This is a genomic window from Sphingobium aquiterrae (assembly GCF_037154135.1).
GTDB lineage: Bacteria > Pseudomonadota > Alphaproteobacteria > Sphingomonadales > Sphingomonadaceae > Sphingobium > Sphingobium aquiterrae.
Genome location: NZ_JBANFL010000006.1, coordinates 149245 through 165337 on the forward strand (window position 1 = coordinate 149245; position 16093 = coordinate 165337).

Consider the following 16093-nt stretch of genomic DNA (forward strand, 5'->3'; position numbering starts at 1 on the left):
GACACTCAACCCATTGATTCAAAATCCGGAATAGTTCACTCTCCGAGCAGGACGTTGGTTTTTCTCGATAATGGATGCAACTTCCACATATCGAGGCCACTGGGTTCCTGGAACAGCCGCAAATCGAACTCGGGCAGGATCGCCAGCAAATGGTCGAAGATATCGGCCTGAATGCTTTCATATTCGGCCCAGGCGGTGGTGCTGGTGAAGCAGTAGACTTCCAGCGGCAGGCCTTGCGGTGTCGGCTGGAGCTGGCGCACCAGTTGCGTCATGTCTTGCGCAATCCGGGCATGAGCGCGCAGATAGGCAATCACATAAGCGCGGAACGTCCCGATATTGGTGACGCGCCGCGTGTTGACCGGATCGCGCCCGGCTTCGGCCAGCCGGGCATTCCATTGATCCAACTCCACCTGCTTGCGGTCGAGATAATCATCGATCAGCGCGAAGCGGCGCATCGTGGCCTGCTCCTCGGGCGTGAGGAAGCGGATACTGTTCTGGTCGATGAACAGCGACCGCTTGATCCGCCGGCCGCCCGATTCCGACATGCCGCGCCAATTCTTGTAGCTCTGCTCGATCAGCTTGTAGGTGGGGATAGTCGTTATCGTCTTGTCCCAATTCTGCACCTTCACCGTATGGAGTGCGATGTCGATCACATCGCCGTCGGCATTGAGCTGGGGCATCTCGATCCAGTCGCCTACGCGGAGCATGTCATTGGAAGTGAGCTGGACCGAAGCGACGAGCGAGAGGATGGTGTCCTTGAACACCAGCATCAGCACCGCCGCCATCGCGCCAAGACCGGAAAGCAGCAGCAGCGGCGACTGTTCCATGAGGACAGCGACGATCAGGATCGTGCAGGCCGCATAGAGAATGATCTTGAGGACCTGGACATAGCCCTTGATCGGACGGCTCGTCGCATCCGGACGGCGCTGGTAGAGTTCGTTGGCAAGATTGAGCGCCGCGCTGAGCGCCATGACGATCGTGAGAATGATGAAGGCGCTCACGACGTTGCGCGTGACCGTCGTCGCCGCCTCGGGAAGATTCGGCACCGCCGCGATGCCGCGCGACACGATGACGGCCGGGACGATATTGGCAAGACGCGCGGCGATCGCCACGAGCGTCGGGCTTTTATCGGGAAGAAGCCGCCGCGCGAGCTTCAGAATCCCCTTCTTCACGGCCAGATTGGCCACTGCGGCCAGGCCGACAAGCAGGCCAAGGCCGATCAGCGTTTCGAGCCAGGGCGGCAGGTCGGCGAGGAATGAGGAAAGAGCGAGTATCGGGCCGGCTTCGGTCATAAGCAGAATGATCATCACGCCCGCCGGAACGGTGCGAACTTTTCTCCAATGGCTGGGATGCGGGTCATTTATATGCTTGCCGGTCCCCCAGATGTCAAATCCCGGCATCGGGTTGAAAAATGGCATGTACGGGCTAATTCCTCGCAATCCACGGACAAATCGGCAGAATTCTTTGCTACGCAACGTTAATTGATGATGAGATGTCTATTGACCGAAGAAATTTATAATATTACTTAAAGTAAGTCAGTATTAAACTATATTTATACTATGAGCAACCCGCGCTCCTATTATTCTGTTCTTGGTGCGCTCAATTATATGATTCCCGATGCCGCCGAGCCGGTGATCCGCCAACTGCTCGATGCCCGCGATCGCCATCATGGCGACGCGAATACCGTTCTCATGGAACGACGCTACGGAAACTCACGTAGCGACACTGCGGGATCGAGCCCCCAATGTCACATGCCGTCTCGCTGTACTTCCCGGGGCGAGGCTGGATGAGAGGGCTGTCATGACGCGGAAAAGGCAAGGAAGGCGTGCGGCCTGTGGGGTTGCTGTTCGCGACACTTGCGTCCAGCATGGACGCTGGCGGGTAAACCACCGGGAAAGGAGAGGCACATAACGCGCATCCGCTCCATTTTCTGTCCGTCGTTCGTCCCGGTTCTGTTCGGTCTCTTGGCGGGCCTGCTACTTTTAGCGGGTCCGGGCCTGGCGCAACCTGCACGTACGGCCCCGGTACTGTCGTTGCAGGGCGCGATCGGCCCCGCGACTTCTGATTATATCGTTCGGGGGCTGGAACAGGCGGCCGCTGAGCGTGCGCCGCTGGTCGTCATCGAAATGGACACCCCAGGCGGTCTCGACAGCGCGATGCGCGACATCATCCGGGAGATATTGCGTTCGCCAGTGCCGGTAGTGACCTATGTCAGCCCGAGCGGCGGACGGGCCGCCAGCGCCGGGACCTACATCCTCTATGCCAGCCATGTCGCGGCGATGGCGCCGGGCACCAATCTCGGCGCGGCGACGCCCGTGCAGATCGGCGGTGGCGGCAATCCCCTGTCGTCGCCCCGCGACGGAGAAGAGAAGGATAAAGCGACCACACCCAAGGCGGAGGATGCGAGTCAGGCGAAGGCCCGCAACGACGCCATCGCCTATATCCGCTCGCTCGCCGAACTGAGAGGGCGCAACGCGGACTGGGCGGAAGCAGCCGTGCAAACCGCCGCCAGCTTGTCCGCGAATGCCGCGCGCGAGCAGAATGTCATCGATCTCGTCGCCCGCGACCGTGCCGATCTTCTCGCCCAGATCGACGGGCGCACGGTGGTCGCGGGGGAAAGCGAGATCAAGCTCGCGACCCGCGAACTCACGCTGGTCGATGCACCGCCGAACTGGCGCACGCGTTTTCTCGGTGCGATCACCGATCCCAACGTCGCCCTGATCCTGATGATGATCGGCGTCTATGGTCTGATGTTCGAGTTCATGAACCCCGGTGCGCTCTACCCCGGGACAATCGGCGCGATCTGCCTTCTCACCGGCCTTTATGCCTTTTCGGCCCTGCCGGTGAACTATGCCGGCGCTGCCCTCATCCTGCTCGGCATCGCCCTGATGGCGGCGGAAGCCTTCTCGCCATCCTTCGGGATATTGGGCATTGGCGGCCTGGTCGCGTTCATGCTTGGCGGCGCGATCCTGATCGACACCGACGTGCCACAGTTCCAGATCAGCTGGCCAGCCGTCGCAAGTGTGGCTTTCGCGAGCCTGGCACTGACGGTCGTCATCGCCCGCTTGGCGCTGGTCTCGCGGCGCAGGAAAATCGTCAGCGGCCGGGAAGAGCTGATCGGGGCCAGCGGAAGGGTGCTCGACTGGAACAACGGAACCGGTCATGTCTTCGTCCATAGCGAACGCTGGCAGGCCGCGGGCACCGCCGATCTTGCAGCAGGCATGCCCGTGCGTGTCACAGGGCTCGAGGGCCTGACGCTCGACGTCATACAGGCCGATACGGGTTTCGACAGTTCCATGGAAAACTAAGGAGAAGCAGGATGGATATGCTCGGCAGTCTGGCCTTCTACATACCAGCGTTCGTCCTCGCCCTCCTGTTCCTGACAGCGGCAATCAAGATCCTGCGCGAATATGAGCGCGGCGTCGTGTTCACGCTCGGCCGCTTCACGGCCGTCAAGGGCCCCGGCCTCATCCTGCTTGTTCCCTATGTCCAGCAGATGGTCCGGATGGATCTCAGAACGGTGGTGCTCGACGTGCCGACGCAGGACGTGATCTCACGCGACAATGTTTCGGTCCGGGTGAGCGCGGTGATCTATTTCCGCGTGATCGACCCCGAGCGGGCGACGATCCAGGTCGAGAACTTCATGCAGGCGACCAGCGAACTGGCCCAGACCACGCTGCGGTCGGTCCTCGGCAAGCATGAACTGGACGATATGCTGGCCGAGCGGGATAAGCTCAACGCCGACATCCAGAAGATCCTCGACGCGCAGACCGATGCCTGGGGGATCAAGGTCGCCAATGTCGAGATCAAGCATGTCGACATCGATGAATCGATGGTTCGGGCCATCGCGCGCCAGGCCGAAGCTGAACGCGAGCGGCGCGCCAAGATCATCAACGCCGAGGGCGAACAGCAGGCCGCGCAGAAGCTGCTCGAAGCCGCCGAAATCCTGGGCCTGAAACCGGAAGCGATGCAGCTTCGCTATCTCTCGACTCTCAACGTGATCGCCAACGAGCGCAGCTCGACGATTGTCTTCCCCTTCCCCATGGACCTCAAGGATTTCCTGAAATCGGTCCCGCGCGGCGGGCAGGAGGATTGAAATTCACGGTCGGTGCCGCGCTTCCCAGGGCGAGGTCACGATTAGCCGAAGGCCGTGCCAATTGAACGGCGAACCTTCGCGATTCTGTTGAAACAGGCTCCGCAAATTCAACCTGTGACCGGCCGACTCTGGATGAAGCCGATGCTGCGGCAGGCACGCCGCATCGCCGGCACTGTCCCGATGCGCGGCTGACGCTGGATAGCGCACCGCTCATCCATATCGCGGGAGCCGGGCGCGCATCCTTGCCAGCATCGTGCGACATAATCCTCCGATTATGATTGCTCAAATTCCGTGCAAGATGGCGGATGCGCTCTGCCACAGCATATAGGCGGCGACCACGAAGATCAGCAGGGCGAAGATCGTGTTGAGCGCACCCTTGTGGGCAGAGAGCCGTTGCGAGAGCGCGGCACCGACAAAGCCGCCGATCACGCCGCCGCCGATGAACGTCGCGGCAAGCAGCCAATCGACCAGGCCGGAAAAGGCGTAGTTGAGCGCGGCCGTGAGGCCGAAGGCGGTGACGGCAACCAGCGACGAGCCGACCGCATTGCGCATCGGCATCCCTGTCGAGGCCATAAGCCCGGGCACGATCAGGAAACCGCCGCCGATGCCAAAGAAACCCGAGAACAGACCCGTCGCGCCGCCATAGCCGATCACCTTGGGCGCGTTCTCGCGCTCGCACTGGACATCGGGATTGCCGGGATCGCCGCGGCTTTTCAGCATCAGCGCGCCGACGAGGATCATCAGCAGCGCGAACAGGAAGAGCAGCTTCTGCCCGTCGAACGCCTTGCCGAGCGTCGACCCGGCATAGGCGCCCACGACGCCTGCGGCCGCGAACATACCCGCGCAGCGCCATTTGATCGTGCGCTGGCGGGCATGGGGGACGAGGTTCGCGCCGGCATTGACGGCGACCGCGAGTGCGCTGGTCCCTATAGCGACATGAGGCGAGGCAACACCGACCAGATAGACCATGAGGGGGACGGCGAGGATTGACCCGCCGCCGCCCACGAGACCCAGGGTGAAGCCGACGAGCGAACCCGATCCGGCCCCCAGCAGATATTGGATGGGTTCGAGCGTCATAGCCTTACAGCGTGTTAACCGGAAGCTTCAGATAGCTGGTGCCGTTGCTCTCCGGCTCCGGCATATGGCCGCCGCGCATGTTGACCTGAATCGACGGCAGGATCAGCCGGGGCATGTCGAGAGTCGCGTCACGCGCCTCGCGCATGGCGACAAACTGGTCCTCGCTCACCCCGTCGCGCACATGGACGTTATGTTCGCGCTCCTCGCCCACCGACGTCTCCCAGGCATAAGTGTCGCGCCCAGGGGCCTTGTAATCGTGGCAGAGATGCACGCCCGTCTGATCGGGCAGCGAGAGCAGGCGCCGGATGGACCGATAGAGGGTGCGCGCATCACCACCGGGGAAATCGGCGCGCGCGGTGCCATAGTCAGGCATGAACAGCGTGTCGCCGATGAAGGCCGCGTCGCCGATCACATAGGCCATGTCGGCGGGTGTGTGGCCCGGAACATGCAGCGCGATCGCCTCGATCGACCCGACCTGGAAACGGTCACCGTCATCGAACAGGCGGTCGAACTGTGAGCCGTCGCGGGCGAAGCGCGTGCCCTCGTTGAAGATCTTGCCGAACACTTCCTGCACCGTGAGGATATGGCGACCGATCGCCAGCGTCCCACCCAGCTTTTCCTGCAGATAGGGCGCGGCCGAGAGATGGTCGGCATGGGCGTGCGTTTCGAGCAGCCATTCGACCTCCAGGCCTTCGCTCTGGATATAGTCGATCACCTTGTCGGCCGACGCGAAGGAAGTGCGCCCCGATGCCGGGTCGAAGTCGAGCACGCTGTCGATGATCGCGGCCCTGGCGGTCGCCGGATCGGAGATGACGTGGGTCACGGTGAACGTGTCCTCGTCGAAGAAACTGCGAATGACCGCGGGCCGCGCATCGCTCGCGGCCTCGACGATGCGGGTGGCTTCACGGATTTGCGGGTCGGTCATGGTCTTGTCCTTTCATTCGATAACCGGGTGTGCCGGCTCCGCGCTCAGGGGGAGAGGTGCTGCGCGGAGCCGGCCCGACCGGCTCAGAGTGCCTTCTTGCTGAAGTACCAGTCGGTGTAATCGTAGCCCTCGTCCTTGCGGGCCTTGGCGGCTTCAGCCGTGGCAGGCGGTGGCACGATCACCGGCTCACCGGGCTGCCAGTTTTCAGGCGTCGCGATCTTGTTGGCATCGGACGTCTGAAGCGCGGTGAGCAGGCGGACGAATTCATCGACCGAACGGCCGTTCGACATCGGGTAGTAGACCATCGCGCGGATGATACCCTCAGGATCGATGATGAAAGTGGCCCGAACCGCCGAGGTGTCCGAGGCGCCGGGATGGATCATGCCGAAGGCCTTTGCGACGTTCATCGACAGGTCGTCGATGATCGGAAACGGGATCTCGACCCCGAACTTCTCCTCGATACTGCGCATCCAGGCGATGTGCGAATGCACGGAGTCGATGGAGAGGCCCAGCAGTTCGCAGTTGAGCGCCTTGAAACGGTCCGCCGCCTTGGCGAAGCCCATGAACTCGGTCGTGCAGACCGGGGTGAAGTCCGCGGGGTGGGAAAAGAGGACGAGCCACTTGCCCTTGTAATCGTCGAGCGAGCGTTCGCCGTGGGTGGTTTTGGCCTTGAAGGCGGGCGCCGGTTCGTTGATCCGGGGCATGGAGGGGGCGGCCTGATCTGTCATTTTATCGTCTCCTGTACCTGAGTAGCCGACAGACATTGAATACATAATTCATTTAATCGTGAAAACACGATAAACTTAATTCCTCTGATCGGATTTTTCAATCTTTTCCAAATTTGGCGGCTAAGGCCGGATTCGCGGCGCGCCAGAGCGGGCGCGCAAACGCCCCAAAGCATCATTTAGGCTAAGTGTAAGGGTGATCGAGACCCGAATCAGGCGCTGGCAAGAGTCTGCCTGACCCATGCGACGAGTCGCCCGCGGTCCATAGCGCCGGCCTGCCGCGTAACCTCTCGGCCGCCCTTGAAGAGTATCAGCGTCGGGATCGACTGGATGCCGTAACGCCCGGCAATGCCCTGCTCGGCCTCTGTGTCGACCTTCAGCAACCGGACATGCGGCTCCAGCTCGGCGGCGGCGGCCTTGAACGCCGGCGCCATGGCGCGGCACGGCCCGCACCAACTCGCCCAGAAATCGACGAGTACAGGCAGGCTTCCGCGCCCGATGTGACGGTCGAATGCCGCCTGATCGACATCGACAGGCTGGCCCTGGAACAACGGCATCGAGCATCGTCCACAATTGGGCGCGGCACCGATCTTCGCACCGGGAACCCGGTTGATGCTCGCGCAAACCGGGCAAACCACCAGTTGGGAATCAGACATGCGGATGGCCCTCCTGTGAAACCGCAAGCACTGCTTAATCGTTTACCCGCATGATGTAACCGTGTAAAAAAGTCGGTTCAAGACTCGCCTCCCTTCAGGAGTAGGAAATTTGAATCCCAGCGCAAATGAGAATGGCGTGTGTTCGCCGGTCCAGATCGGCGATGCCGCACCCAATTTCCAGGCCCGCACGACCATGGGCGAAATGAGCCTGTCAGATTATCGTGGCCGATGGGTGTTGCTGTTCTCGCATCCCGCGGACTTCACCCCAGTCTGCACCAGTGAATTCGTCGCGCTCTCACGCGCCGGAGAGCGGTTCAAGGCGCTGAATTGCGCTCTGGTCGCGATCTCGGTCGACAGCCTCTATTCGCACCTCGGATGGATACGGGCGATCCATGAGCATTTCGGTGTCACGGTCGGTTTTCCGATCGTCGAAGATCCCTCGATGGTCATCGGCCACGCTTACGGGATGATCGCGGACGATGCGCCTGACTCCGCCACGCTGCGCGCGACCTTCTTCATCGACCCCGACGGCATCATCCGCGCCAAGCTCTGCTACCCGGCCACTATCGGCCGATCAGTGGAGGAGCTGCTGCGCGTCGTCGCCGCGCTGCAAAGGGTCGACAGCGACAATGTGGTCACGCCCGAAGGCTGGCGCCCCGGCGATGACGTGCTGCTTCCACCCTATCAGGATCAGGACTCCGCGCTCGATGCGGCAGGCGACGCCTGCTGGTTCCACCGGACGCAGCCCGACAAGCACAAAGAGGCAGGCAAGTGACCACCCCCACCGACACCGAACTCGATGCGATCACCGATGTCCTCAAGGCGCTCGCGCATGACGTGCGGCTGAAGCTCATGCGGACACTGCTCGAGAATGGCGAGAAATCGGTCGGTGAACTCGAAGCCATGACCGGCATCGGCCAACCGGGGCTGTCGCAGCAGCTTGGCATCCTGCGCAAGGCCGAGCTGGTGCAGACGCGGCGCGAAGCCAAGCTCGTCTTCTACAGCCTGGCGCCGGAGCCCCTGAAAAGCACCGCGACGCTACTCTGCGCTCTGTCGGGCATTTCGTCTCAAGCAACGCCACCTGAAACCAGGAACACGCATGCGCGCGCACGGGGATCGGCCGCGACCTTCGCCAGGATCTTGTGATCGCGCCTTTGACGACGCTTCGATGATAAGCACGCCCGCGTCGTCACACGCGAAGTTCGATGATGCGACCTTCGCCTCCAAGCGCCAGCAATGCCCGCCTGTGGCTGACGACGACAAGGCCGGTTCCCGTCTCACGCAGCCAGGTGTCGAGCCGGCGTGCAAGCCGCGTTTCCGTCACCATATCAAGCCCTTCGCTCGGCTCGTCGAGCAACAGCCAGGGCTTGCCTGCGAGAACGGCGCGGGCGATCGACAGCCGCTTGCATTGCCCGCCCGACAAACGCGCGCCGCCATCGCCGACCCAGTGATCCAGCCCATGCGGCATCGCGCGCACGTCGATCGCGAGGCAGGCCACTTCCAACGCCGCCCAAAGCTGATCGTCGCTGAGGCCGGGGCGCGCCACACGCAGATTGTCGCGGACGGTTCCCGACAGGAGCTGGGCATCCTGCGGCGATAGCGCGAACGCCGCCCGCACCGCTTCGGGCGGCAGCGCGCAAAGGGGCTGGCCGTCGAGGCGAATGCCGCAATCGGAATCAGCAGGACGAATCCCGGCGAGCGTTTCGAGAAGGCTGGTCTTGCCGCTGCCGGATTGCCCCGCAATCCCCAGGCGCTCGCCAGCCTCGAGCCGGACATGCACGCCATCGCGATCCAGAGCGATGGTCCGCCCGACCGGCCCGGACGCGATTTCTGCCGGGGCAGGCATCGAATATCGGCCCGCCATGTCGTCCAAACGCGCGAAGGCGGCCGTGACGAGCGCGCCTCGCGATACACCGCGCACATAGCCGGACATGGCCTCGATCGCACCCGCGGCCGCCAGCACGGCCAGCACCGTCATGGGCAAGGGAGCGTTGGAGATCGCGAGGACAGCACCCATCGCGAGACCCCCGCCAAGGGTTAGCCCCGCGTCGATGATCGCTTCCCCGCGTGCGAAACGGCGACGCGCGCTGTCCAGTTCGGCCGTCTCGATCGCCAGGCTTCGCTCGATCGCGGGGGCCAGATCATAGGCCAGGATTTCAGGCGAAGCCGACGTATAGTCGATCATGCTCGTCTTCAGTCGCGCCAGCGCCACCGCGTTGTCGGTCGCGGCGATCGCGAGCATTCGGGGAGCCGCCAGGTGCGCCCACGCGGCGAGGCCAGCGAGGAGCACCAGCAAGGCAAGGCTGGCCCAAGGGCTTGCGAGCCCTACAAGGGCAAGGCCGATCACCGCACCGGCAAGGGCGGCGGGGAGCGCCGGCTTGCGAACCAGGCTGTCTTCGAGCGCACCGATGTCCTGAACGAGCCGGGTCACGGTATCGCCCGCCGATACGGCCCGCACGTCGCGAACCGACAGGATGCGGTCGAACAGGCGCGCGCGGACTATCGCGAGCGCCATCAAGGCCGCGCGATGACCATAGAGCCGCTCCCCATAGCGCGCCGTCGTCCTTACGATCGCGAGCAGCCGGATCATCGCGCTCGGCAGGAGATAGTTGAAGCCCTGCGCGGCCAGCACACCGCCAAGGCCGGCGAGCGCCGCACCGGTGATGAACCATCCCGACAGGCCCAGCAGAAGGACCGCAGCGATCGTCGCGGCAGCAGCGAGCGCCCCCGCGATACGGAAAGCGCGGCGTTCGGGGCCGATGGCTTCGCGCAGCAGCCGGTCCATGTCCGCGCGGCTCATGCCAGCATCATTTCGTTGTCGGCAATCGCAGCCAGCTCGGTACTGTGCGTCACCATGAAGACTGTGCGCCCCTTCGCGGCCGACGCCAATATCCGGGCGATGTCAGCCGCTGACCTTGCATCGAGATCCGCCGTCGGCTCATCGAGCAGCCAGAGCGGCGCGTCCTTCAGCAGCACGCGCGCAATGCCAACGCGGCGGCGTTCGCCGCCCGACAGGCCCGAACCGCGATGGTCGAGCGGTAGCCCCAAGCCTTCCCCGCGCGCCGCGATCATCGGTCCAAGGCCGGCAGAACTTGCGGCTGCTTCAACCTCGGCGTCACCAGCCTCCGGGCGTGCAAGGCGGATATTGTCGGCGAGCGTTCCGGGGATGAACGCGACCGATTGCCCCGCCCAGCCTATATGGCCGGGAAGCTCGACGTCGGCCGCGTCTCGCTCGTCGATCAGAATCCGTCCCCTGCCGATCGGCGCCAGTCCCAGCAGCGCATGAAGCAGGCTCGATTTTCCGCTTCCGGTGGCCCCGCGCAGCGCGAAACTGGTGCCTGCGGCTACGTCCAGCGTGAACGGACCAATCGCCGTCTCGCCATAGTCGATGACCACGTCGTTGAAGCGTAGCGCGGGCGGACCTTCGAGCGGGTGCCGCGATCGCGATGGAGCAGCGGGCGCGATGGCTTCCAGGCGTTCGACGGCCGCCTCTCCAACCTGCTTGTCGTGATAGGCCGCAGCAAGCCGGCGCATGGGGAGATAGAATTCGGGCGCGAGAATAAGAACGAAAAGGGCTTGGCCCAGGGTCAGCTTCTCAGGGGCCGGGAAAGGCAGGATACCGAGCAGATTGAAGCCGCAATAGAGCGCGACCAGCGCCACCGACAGCGCCGCGAAGAATTCGATGATCGCGCTCGATACGAACGCGACCTTCAACACGTCGATTGTTCGCACCGCAACCTCGCGGGTAGCGTCGGCAAGGTGCCCTCCAATGCGATCCTGCGCGCCGAAGCCGACGATGACCGGCAAGGCCCGCACCCGGTCGACGAACAGGCCCGACAGGCGGCTGAGCGCGTCAAGCTGGCGCGCGGCGGCACGGGCGGCCGCCGTGCCCGCGAGCGCCATGCCCAAGGCAAAAGGCACGAGCGTCGCCAGCATGATCGCACCGACGACCCAGCTTGCGAAGGTGGCGGCAACCGCGATGACGAGGGGAGAGAGGACCGCTGCGCGGCGGAGTGGCTGGAAGCGGGCATGGAAACCGCCCAGATCCTCGATGCGGTCGACGGCATCGGCGACCGTTTCGCCCAGCATCCGGCGATCGCCCGGCGCCGCGACGAGGATGCAGGGATAGACGCGCTTTCGCCAGTTCGCCTTGGCGGCCACGGCCGCGGCTTCGCCGGCGTCGGTCGCACCGATCTGTATCGCGGCCCGAAGCAAGGCAGCGGCAATCAATCCGCCCACGGCGAGCAGCAGATTTCCAGGAGCGCCCCGCGCGGCTGCCACGACACCAGCAGCGAGCGCGGCAGCCATGAGAATGGCCGCGCCGCTATCCGCGGTCCAGAAAAGCGCCGCGCCCGGTCGATCAATTTGGTTGCTCATATACTCGCTTACGCGTAATGGCTAACCATAATCTTTTCAACCGACTCATGGCGACCATGCAAAGCCGGGCCGGAATGCAAGGAGTCTTGCCATGGACATGGCCGTGATCGAACTCTCCCGGCTGCAATTCGCGCTGACAGCACTCTACCACTTTCTCTTCGTTCCGTTGACCCTTGGCCTCTCCTTCATACTGGTCATCATGGAGAGCATCTATGTGATGACGGGCCGGGAGATATGGCGGACCGTCACGCGCTTCTGGGGCAAGCTGTTCGGCATCAACTTTGTGCTCGGCGTCGCCACCGGGATCACCATGGAATTCCAGTTCGGCACCAACTGGTCCTACTATTCGCACTATGTCGGCGACATCTTCGGGGCGCCGCTCGCCATCGAAGGGTTGATGGCCTTCTTCCTCGAAGCGACCTTCGTGGGTCTCATGTTTTTCGGATGGGACAAATTGTCCAGGGTCGGGCATCTGCTGACCACCTTCATGGTCGCGCTCGGCTCCAACCTCTCGGCGCTGTGGATTCTGGTCGCCAATGGCTGGATGCAGAACCCGGTCGGATCGCGCTTCAATCCCGCGACGATGCGCATGGAAGTCTCCGACTTCATGGCGGTTCTGTTCAACCCGATCGCGCAGGCGAAATTCGTGCATACGGTGAGCGCGGGCTACGTCTGCGCCTCGGTCTTCGTGCTCGGCGTCTCGGCCTGGTATCTGCTCAAGGGCAAGTGGACGGCGGTGGCGAAACGTAGCTTCACCGTGGCGGCCGCTTTCGGCCTTGCCTCCTCGCTGTCGGTCGTCGTGCTGGGCGACGAAAGTGGTTACGCGCTTACCGATAACCAGAAGATGAAACTCGCCTCGCTCGAAGCCATGTGGCACACTGAGTCGGCACCTGCAGGCATCGCCGTCATTGGCTTTCCGAGCGTCGCGGACCGCGAGACCTATTTCGAGGTCAAGATCCCCTATGTGCTCGGCCTCATCTCGACCCGCAGCCTGACGGGCGAAGTTTCCGGTATCTTCGAACTGGTGGCCAAGGCGCAGGACCGTATCGAACATGGCATCAAGGCCTATGACGCGGTGGAACGGCTGAAGCTCAACCAGAACGACCTGGCCGCGCGCGAGCAATTCGAGCGGAGCAAGGCCGATCTCGGTTACGCCCTGCTTCTTAAGCGTTTCGTCGCCGATCCGCGGGCTGCGACACCCGAGCAGATCGAGAAGGCCGCATGGTCGACCGTGCCCAACGTGCCGGTCATGTTCTGGGTTTTCCGCGTGATGGCGGGCCTCGGCTTCTTCTTTATCGCCTTCTTCGGCGCGGCGTTCTGGATGGCATCGGTGCGGCGCTTCGGTTGCGACAACCGCTTTTGCCGCACCTTCCTGCGCGCTGCGGTCTGGATCATTCCCTTGCCGTGGATCGCGATCGAATTTGGCTGGATTCTCGCTGAGGTCGGCCGCCAGCCCTGGGCGATCGAAGGGGTCTTGCCGACATTCCTTGCCGCATCGAGCCTGACCGTCGGGCAACTCTGGACAACGATCATCGGTTTCACATTACTCTACGGCGCTCTTGCGGTCATCGAAGTGCGACTCATGCTGGCGGCGATCCGCAAGGGGCCTGACGAGCATCGCGCGACCGCGCCGACGCCGGCGAGCCCCAACGGCTACGCGCCCATTCCCGCCGAATAAGGAGAACAGGTCATGGCACCTCCCATCGACTATGAAACGCTCCGGCTGATCTGGTGGCTCCTGATGGGTGTCCTCCTGATCGGCTTCACCCTGACCGACGGCTTCGACCTCGGCACCGCCGCGCTGCTGCCCTTCGTCGCGAAGACCGATGCCGAACGCCGCCTCGTCATCAACTCGATCGGCGCGACGTGGGAGGGGAACCAGGTCTGGTTCATCCTCGGCGGCGGCGCGATCTTCGCGGCCTGGCCGTTCGTCTATGCGGTCAGCTTCTCGGGCTTCTACCTCGCGATGTTCCTCGTTCTCGCCGCACTCATCCTGCGGCCCGTGGGCTTCAAATATCGCTCGAAGAAGCCCGACGCGGCATGGCGGAGCCGCTGGGATTGGGCGCTGTTCATCGGCGGCTTCGTGCCGGCGCTGGTATTCGGTGTCGCGGTCGGCAACGTGCTGACCGGCATCCCCTTCCGGCTCGATAGCGACCTGCGCTCCTTCTATGAGGGGAGCCTGCTCGGCCTGTTCCATCCTTTCTCGCTGGTCGCAGGGCTGCTCTCGGTCGCGATGATCGTCCTGCACGGCGCGAGTTGGCTCGCGATCAAGATCGAACGCGGCGCGGTTCACGATCGGGCCCGCACCTTCGGCCAGATCGCGGCGGGTGCGTCGATCCTGCTGTTCGCGCTCGGCGGCGTGATGATTGCGACCATGGGCTATGGCTTCCGCCTGACGCACGGCGCTGATCCGCTCGGCCCCTCCAACCCGCTGCTGTCCGGCACCGTCGCGGCGCCGGGAGCCTGGCTCGACAATTACGGGCGATATCCCTGGATGCTGATCGCACCGATCCTCGGTTTCGCGGGTCCGCTGCTGGCATGGATCGGTATCCGCAAGGGCCGGGAGGCGCTGGCGTTCGGTGGCTCGTCGATCGGGGCGGTGGGCATCATCTCGACCGTGGGCCTCTCGATGTTCCCGTTCATCCTGCCCAGCTCGATCGATCCGGCCTCCAGCCTGACCGTGTGGAACGCCTCGTCCAGCCATGTGACGCTGTTCATCATGCTGGCGGTGACGGCGGTGCTCCTGCCGCTCGTGCTGCTCTACACCGCCTGGGTCTACAAGGTGCTGTTCGGCCGCATCACGCTGCGGGACGTCGACACCAACCCCGACTATTACTGAAAGGGACGACTGCGATGTGGTATTTCAGCTGGGTTCTGGGTGTCGGCCTCGCCGTCAGTTTCGGCATCCTCAACGGCATGTGGCATGAGTTCCACTCTGATCCCGATGATGACCCGGCTGCCTGAAGGGCGATCTGGTGATTAGCGTCGGTCCCCTGGCGCTTGCGTTGGAGCGGCTGTTCGCGGTCCTTGGGATCGTCGTCTTCATAGCGGCGGCGAACTGGATCGGCCGTCGCCATGGTCCGGACAGCGATAAGGCCGCATGGCGCGCGCTGCTCGTCGGCCTCGTCGCGGCGCGCCTGGGCTTCGTAGCACAGAACTGGCCCGCTTTCGCGGTCGAACCCCTGAGCATCCTCTACGTCTGGCAAGGCGGTTTCTCGCCACTGATCGGCCTTGTGTCCGCCGCGATCGTGCTGGTCATATCATTACGACGATCGCGGGCGCTGCCGCCTCTGGGACTTGCGTTCATGGGCTGCGCCGGGGCTGCCCTCGCTGCCACCGCATTGTTCCTTGCCTCGGCGCAGCGACCTCTGCCGCAAGGCGTCGTTCTCCAGTCGCTCGATGGCGGAACAAGCTCCCTCGACGATCGCATGGGCAAGCCGTTTGTCATCAATCTCTGGGCGACGTGGTGTCCGCCGTGCCAGCGTGAAATGCCGATGATGGTTACAGAAGCGGCGCGCTCGCCCGTGCCGATCCTGCTTGTCAACCAGGGCGAGGACGCGGCGAAGGTGCGCGCATGGCTGGACGGCAAGCACCTTGGATCGACAGACATCCATCTGGACCCAAACAAGAACGCGGCGGCGGCGATCGGATCTGCGGGTCTCCCCGCGACGCTGTTCGTTGATAGCAAGGGCGTCATCCGCGTGCTGCATGTCGGCGAGATCTCACGTGCCGCCCTGCTCGCGGGATTACGGGGTCTGGAATAGAATTTTGATCAAGGAGAAGACCATGGCCACGGCAGAGCTGACGAAGATCCTGCTCGATGCGCTCGACGATGAGCGCAAGGCTGAGGCGACCTATGCGGCGGTGATCGACAGGTTCGGCCCGGTCCGGCCCTTCTCCAACATCATCGAGGCCGAACAGCGTCACGCTGCGGCGCTCGAACGCCAGCTCGCACGATTGGGAATTGATGTGCCGCCCAACCCGTGGGCCGGGAAAGTGACGGCGCCGGCCACGCTCGCACAGGCCTGCGAAAGCGCGGTCCGGGGCGAGATTGAGAACATCGCCCTTTATGACCGGCTGATTCCGATGATCGAAGATCCGGCGGCGCGCCAGGTGATGGAAAATCTGCAAGCCGCCTCGCGCGAACGTCACTTACCCGCCTTCAGGCGATGCCTCGAACGCGAGCGCGGCGGTGGTCGTGGGCGCGGGTGAATAGCTCCTCGCTGACTGCCCGTCA

General features: G+C 63.6%; 16 protein-coding genes. 9 read left to right on the forward strand and 7 right to left on the reverse strand.

From position 1 onward, the window contains the following. Nucleotides 1-35 precede the first annotated feature (35 nt). Nucleotides 36-1292, reverse strand: coding sequence for a mechanosensitive ion channel family protein (locus WFP78_RS08335; RefSeq protein ID WP_336960730.1), 1257 nt, complete (start codon nt 1290-1292; stop codon nt 36-38). Between the two features lie 741 nt (nt 1293-2033). On the opposite strand from WFP78_RS08335, the gene WFP78_RS08340 reads away from it, so the two are divergent. Beyond that, nucleotides 2034-3308, forward strand: a complete 1275-nt coding sequence (locus tag WFP78_RS08340; RefSeq protein ID WP_336960573.1) for an NfeD family protein — start codon at nt 2034-2036, stop codon at nt 3306-3308. A gap of 11 nt (nt 3309-3319) precedes the next feature. Then, entirely contained in the window at nt 3320-4096 is a 777-nt protein-coding gene (locus WFP78_RS08345; RefSeq protein WP_336960574.1) for a slipin family protein, read from the forward strand. Nucleotides 4097-4378: 282 nt separating this feature from the next. Here the strand turns inward: WFP78_RS08345 and WFP78_RS08350 are convergent, their stop codons facing one another. The 4 genes from WFP78_RS08350 to trxC form a co-directional block, all read right to left on the reverse strand. Continuing rightward, nucleotides 4379-5173 carry a sulfite exporter TauE/SafE family protein gene (locus WFP78_RS08350; protein ID WP_336960576.1) on the reverse strand — a complete coding sequence of 265 codons (795 nt, stop codon included), beginning with the start codon at nt 5171-5173 and terminating at the stop codon, nt 4379-4381. A 4-nt stretch (nt 5174-5177) separates the two neighbouring features. Further along, a complete protein-coding gene (locus WFP78_RS08355) occupies nt 5178-6098 on the reverse strand; it encodes an MBL fold metallo-hydrolase (protein WP_336960578.1) in 921 nt (306 codons plus the stop codon). An 83-nt stretch (nt 6099-6181) separates the two neighbouring features. Beyond that, nucleotides 6182-6826, reverse strand: coding sequence for a peroxiredoxin (locus tag WFP78_RS08360; RefSeq protein ID WP_336960580.1), 645 nt, complete (start codon nt 6824-6826; stop codon nt 6182-6184). A 209-nt stretch (nt 6827-7035) separates the two neighbouring features. After that, the gene (gene trxC, locus WFP78_RS08365) at nt 7036-7479 is read right to left on the reverse strand and encodes a thioredoxin TrxC (protein ID WP_336960582.1); all 444 of its coding nucleotides are present in this window, start codon (nt 7477-7479) and stop codon (nt 7036-7038) included. Between the two features lie 136 nt (nt 7480-7615). On the opposite strand from trxC, the gene WFP78_RS08370 reads away from it, so the two are divergent. Both WFP78_RS08370 and WFP78_RS08375 read left to right on the forward strand, forming a co-directional pair. Beyond that, complete coding sequence (locus tag WFP78_RS08370) at nt 7616-8254, forward strand: peroxiredoxin (protein WP_336960584.1); 639 nt, start codon at nt 7616-7618, stop codon at nt 8252-8254. After that, complete coding sequence (locus WFP78_RS08375; protein ID WP_336960586.1) at nt 8251-8625, forward strand: ArsR/SmtB family transcription factor; 375 nt, start codon at nt 8251-8253, stop codon at nt 8623-8625. The genes WFP78_RS08370 and WFP78_RS08375 overlap by 4 nt, the downstream gene beginning before the upstream one ends. A gap of 43 nt (nt 8626-8668) precedes the next feature. Here WFP78_RS08375 and WFP78_RS08380 read toward each other — a convergent pair whose 3' ends face one another. Further along, on the reverse strand, nt 8669-10279 hold the full coding sequence (locus WFP78_RS08380; RefSeq protein WP_336960588.1) for an amino acid ABC transporter ATP-binding/permease protein: 1611 nt from the start codon (nt 10277-10279) through the stop codon (nt 8669-8671). After that, nucleotides 10276-11856: a thiol reductant ABC exporter subunit CydD gene (gene cydD, locus WFP78_RS08385; RefSeq protein ID WP_336960590.1), complete on the reverse strand. Its 1581-nt coding sequence runs from the start codon at nt 11854-11856 to the stop codon at nt 10276-10278. The genes WFP78_RS08380 and cydD overlap by 4 nt, the downstream gene beginning before the upstream one ends. Nucleotides 11857-11947: 91 nt before the next feature. Between cydD and WFP78_RS08390 the strand changes: the two genes are divergently transcribed. The 5 genes from WFP78_RS08390 to WFP78_RS08410 are packed head-to-tail and all read left to right on the forward strand — an operon-like array spanning nt 11948 to nt 16068. Then, the gene (locus WFP78_RS08390; protein ID WP_336960592.1) at nt 11948-13534 is read left to right on the forward strand and encodes a cytochrome ubiquinol oxidase subunit I; all 1587 of its coding nucleotides are present in this window, start codon (nt 11948-11950) and stop codon (nt 13532-13534) included. Nucleotides 13535-13546: 12 nt separating this feature from the next. Further along, nucleotides 13547-14695 (forward strand): cytochrome d ubiquinol oxidase subunit II, encoded by a 1149-nt coding sequence (gene cydB, locus WFP78_RS08395; protein WP_336960594.1) that lies wholly within the window; start codon nt 13547-13549, stop codon nt 14693-14695. Nucleotides 14696-14709: 14 nt separating this feature from the next. After that, nucleotides 14710-14820: a cytochrome bd-I oxidase subunit CydX gene (gene cydX / locus WFP78_RS08400; protein ID WP_015460560.1), complete on the forward strand. Its 111-nt coding sequence runs from the start codon at nt 14710-14712 to the stop codon at nt 14818-14820. 11 nt (nt 14821-14831) lie between these two features. Continuing rightward, the gene (locus WFP78_RS08405) at nt 14832-15620 is read left to right on the forward strand and encodes a TlpA disulfide reductase family protein (RefSeq protein ID WP_336960596.1); all 789 of its coding nucleotides are present in this window, start codon (nt 14832-14834) and stop codon (nt 15618-15620) included. Between the two features lie 4 nt (nt 15621-15624). Then, a complete protein-coding gene (locus WFP78_RS08410) occupies nt 15625-16068 on the forward strand; it encodes a ferritin-like domain-containing protein (protein WP_336960598.1) in 444 nt (147 codons plus the stop codon). Nucleotides 16069-16093: the final 25 nt, after the last annotated feature.

Coding starts and splice junctions, on each gene's coding strand:
- WFP78_RS08335 (WP_336960730.1), bottom strand. CDS start 1,292: ATGACCGAAGCCGGCCCGATACTCGCTCTTTCCTCATTCCTCGCCGAC.
- WFP78_RS08345 (WP_336960574.1), top strand. CDS start 3,320: ATGGATATGCTCGGCAGTCTGGCCTTCTACATACCAGCGTTCGTCCTC.
- WFP78_RS08350 (WP_336960576.1), bottom strand. CDS start 5,173: ATGACGCTCGAACCCATCCAATATCTGCTGGGGGCCGGATCGGGTTCG.
- WFP78_RS08355 (WP_336960578.1), bottom strand. CDS start 6,098: ATGACCGACCCGCAAATCCGTGAAGCCACCCGCATCGTCGAGGCCGCG.
- WFP78_RS08360 (WP_336960580.1), bottom strand. CDS start 6,826: ATGACAGATCAGGCCGCCCCCTCCATGCCCCGGATCAACGAACCGGCG.
- trxC (WP_336960582.1), bottom strand. CDS start 7,479: ATGTCTGATTCCCAACTGGTGGTTTGCCCGGTTTGCGCGAGCATCAAC.
- WFP78_RS08380 (WP_336960588.1), bottom strand. CDS start 10,279: ATGAGCCGCGCGGACATGGACCGGCTGCTGCGCGAAGCCATCGGCCCC.
- cydD (WP_336960590.1), bottom strand. CDS start 11,856: ATGAGCAACCAAATTGATCGACCGGGCGCGGCGCTTTTCTGGACCGCG.
- WFP78_RS08390 (WP_336960592.1), top strand. CDS start 11,948: ATGGACATGGCCGTGATCGAACTCTCCCGGCTGCAATTCGCGCTGACA.
- cydB (WP_336960594.1), top strand. CDS start 13,547: ATGGCACCTCCCATCGACTATGAAACGCTCCGGCTGATCTGGTGGCTC.
- cydX (WP_015460560.1), top strand. CDS start 14,710: ATGTGGTATTTCAGCTGGGTTCTGGGTGTCGGCCTCGCCGTCAGTTTC.